2 protein-coding genes are annotated in these 3,717 nt (G+C 65.5%); both read right to left on the bottom strand.

The window, feature by feature from the left end; all coding sequences use genetic code 11:
- Positions 1-133: 133 nt before the first annotated feature.
- Entirely contained in the window at positions 134-2,848 is a 2,715-nt protein-coding gene (locus EII35_RS15235) for a tetratricopeptide repeat protein (RefSeq protein ID WP_125229311.1), read from the bottom strand.
- 16 nt (positions 2,849-2,864) lie between these two features.
- The coding region (locus EII35_RS16080; protein ID WP_221739789.1) for a hypothetical protein at positions 2,865-3,717 on the bottom strand (853 nt) is incomplete at its 5' end.

Raw genomic sequence — 3,717 nt, 5'->3', positions numbered from 1 at the left:
ACCCCCGCCCACCACGAAACCATCCACTATGCTGCTACTGTCCAAGAGAAAGAACCCGCATAGGAGCGGCGCAAAACCTCAGGCGCTTCAGCAGATCCCTTCTCTCGGTCCTGCCATTGCCTGACGGACAGCCTCACTCCCCCACAGGCCCGAACCCGAAACGCTCCGCCAACCCGGCCGCATACGCCAGCCACTCATCCCGATCCGACGGACCAGTCTCGGCATACCGCCGAGCCGAATCCCGGGACATCTCCCCCAGTTCAGAATGATCCGGCTGAATCTCCAAAGCCACCCGGAAACTCACAGCCGCCTCCCCCCAGAAACTCCCCACCTCGGGAGAATCCGGAACGAGCTGCGCCAGCCGGGCAGCCGCCACCCCAAGATCCCGTAGGGCCTGCACGTTCCTTGGCTGCGCCTCCGTCAACACCTGCCGCAGCTCCAACGCCTCCTCCGCCATCTCAAGCGCACGCGCTGAATCAAAATGCGCCACCAGATCCCCCACCCGGCCCAGTGACACCGACAGATCCCGCCTCGCTCGAAGGCTGTCAGGCTCGGCCTCCACCAACACCCGGGCGACCTCCAGCGACTCCTCCGCCAACACCAACGCCCAGCCCGGATCCGAACCCACCACCAAATCCCCCACCGTGTTCAGTAACACTGTCAGGTCCCGCCTCGCCAGCAGATTCCCGGGCTGCTCCTCCACCAAAACCCGAGCAAGCTGCAACGACTCCTCCGCAAGCCTAAGCGCCCGACCCGGATCCACATCCGCCACCAGACCCCCCACCGTGTTCAGCGACACAGACAGGTCCCGCCTGGCCTGCAAACTCTGAGGCTGAGCCTCCACCAGCACACGGCTAACCTCCAACGCTTCCTCCGCCAAAGCCAGCGCCCGACCCGGATCCACATCCGCCACCAGATCGCACACCGCGGACAGCGCCAAAACCCGGATTCGGCTCGACTCGCGCGGCAACGTGTTCACAACAGCTTCAACCAACAGCACTGGCCGCGCATCCGTGACGTAGGCCGCCGCAACTTGGGTGAAGAAGTTGGGAATCTCCCCGAAACGTTCAGGCCGGATAGCGAGCGGACGGGCGAGCGCTTCGAGCAGGGCATCCACCTCCCACAGATTCGGAGCCGATGTGAAATCACTCGAAAGCTGACCTGCACAGGCCATGACATGCTCGTCGACCCGTTCCAGCTCCCCTTCACTGCCCCGGTTCAGATGCTCGGCGACCAGCCGGTGCATCCGGCCCGTGACCCCCGGGTACTTGCCCTCCGCAATGAGGCCCCGACCCTCCAGGACCCGGCGAATCCGATCCCATCTTCCCTTGGGGTGCTGCCTGCTGGCCTCGAACACCTCCGGCACCATCTCGCGGGCCAGATCCTCCAGCCACGGCCACGGGATCATCTCCGGCGGCATCGCCGCCGCCAGCTTCAGCACCTTGACGCTGCCCGGGCAGAACTCGTCGATGGACCTCATGGTGTCGTCGAGGATCACGCTGAGGAGCTTCTCCCGGTGCAGGATCTCGTTCTTGTCCTCGTCCTCCAGCATCTCGCCGCCGGTCAGCGCGCCGTGCTGCCTCAGATGCTCCAGGTAGTCACGGACGCTCAGTTCCTCGTGGGACTTCAGGTACACACCCGCCTGCTCCACCGCCAACGTGAAACCGCCCAGCAACTCCGCCAGCTCGAATGCGGCCTGCTCCTCGTCCTCCGAGGCGAAATCCGGCTGGCCGTTCCTCTGCCGATCCGGTTGGAGGGCTCGCAGCAGTGCGACCGCATCCCTTGGCTTCAGACCCTCCAACGGCACGTGGACCAGGCCGTCCCGCTCTGGGATCTCACCGTGTCCCAGCCTCGTGGTCACCGCGACGTGGAAGCCACGATCCTCCGGCAGCAGCGCCAGTTGTGCCTTCGACAACAACTTCGCCTGGTCCACGTTGTCCAGGATCAGCAGCAGGGCATTCTCGCCCTCCATCCGACGCCGAAGCTCCCGGAGCACACACCTTCCTGCCTCCTCCGGGTTGCCGCGTGCCTCCTCCGGCAGCACGAAACCGGGCAGCACCGTCGCCAACTGGGCCAGCAACGGCAGAATCTCCCGGGCACCCTCGGCCTCCACCAGCCACGTTCCCGCAGCGAACCGGCCCTTGTGAAGCCGCGAATAGTACCGGACCAGCTCCGTTTTACCGATGCCACCCAGCCCCCGAACCGCAGTCACCACACCCACCGAACGCTTCGACGACAGCACTTCGTCCAGCTGTTTCAGCTCGTCCTGACGACCCACGAACTGGGGCGTGCCCTTGGGCACATTGCTGGGGATGCCCTCCCAACGACGAATGTCCTGACGTCGCCGATGCAGCTCATCAGCCAGCCCCGCGACCCGCTCATCCAACTCGGCAGTCCACCGGCCCGCCGCGAACTCGTCCCGCAGCACCAGCTTTGCCTGCTCGTCATGCACCCGCCCGTGCCACCGGGCGCGCTCCTCATCCATGCCCTCGGTGTCGGTCAGCTCCAGCAGCACCGGCACCAGGCCTGAGGCCACCTCCGTGGACTGCGGCCGCCCCTCGAACTCCCGGAACTCCCGCAGACACATCGGACTGTCGAAGTACTGCCGCGACGCACAGGCAAGCATCGTCGGGGCCTCCCGCACCGCCCGCTGAATCTTCGGCCACCACTGTTCATAGGTGTGGATGTCATGCCGATCGAAGAACACCCGCGCATCCCGATCCCCCGACCGATCCAGCTCCCGGATCAGGGCCGCCACCAACGACGTCACCCAACCATCCACGTCATCCAAACGCGCATAGCTCACGAACACCGAGAACGCACGCTCATCCACCGGCACATCAGACATCACAGATCACCCGCCCTCAGGACCCGGACTGTCCGAACCCGAACCGCTTGGCCAACCCGGCCGCATACGCCAACCACTCATCCCGATCCGACGGACCAGTGTCGGCATACCACAGAGCCGAATCCCAGGACATCAACCCCAGCTGCGGATGATCCGGCTGAATCTCCAAAGCCGCCCGGAAACTTACAGCAGCCTCCCCCCAGCGACTCCCCACCTCGGGAGAATCCGGAACCAGCAAAGCCAGCCTGGCAGCCGCCACCCCAAGATCCCACAGGGCTTGCATACTCCCTCGTTGCTCCGCCACCAACACCCGACACAGTGACAGCGACTCCTCCGCCAACCGGAGCGCCCGATCCGCATCCACATCCGCCACCAGACCCGCCACCTGATCCAGTGACACCGCCAGGTCCCGCCTCGCCAGCAAACTCCCAGGCTGTTCCGCCACCAACACCCGAGCCAGGTCCAGCGCCTCCTCCGCCAAGCGGAGCGCCCGGCCCGCATCCACATGCCTGACCAGATCACCCACCCGATTCAGCGACAACACCAGGTCCCGCCTCGCACGGAGGCTGTCCGGCTGTTCCACCACCAACACCCGAGCCAGGTTCAGCGACTCCTTCGCCAACACCAACGCCCGACCCGGATCCACATGCCCGATCAAATCCACCACCGTGTTCAGCGACGCCGCCAGGTCCCGCCTCGCCTCCAAACTCTCAGGCTGCTGCGCCACCAACACCCGCCGCAGCTCCAGCGCCTCCTCCGCCAACACCAACGCCCGACCCGGATCCACATGCCTGACCAGATCACCCACCTTGTTCAGCGACACCGCCAGGTCCCGCCTCGCCTCCAAACTCTCAGGCTGCTGCGCCACC

This window comes from Arachnia propionica, from assembly GCF_003932785.1.
GTDB lineage: Bacteria > Actinomycetota > Actinomycetes > Propionibacteriales > Propionibacteriaceae > Arachnia > Arachnia propionica_B.
This window is presented reverse-complemented; position numbering and strand designations above follow the sequence as displayed.

Bases quoted from the DNA above. Each gene is read 5' to 3' on its own strand.
- EII35_RS15235 (WP_125229311.1), bottom strand. From the start codon at position 2,848: ATGTCTGATGTGCCGGTGGATGAGCGTGCGTTCTCGGTGTTCGTGAGC.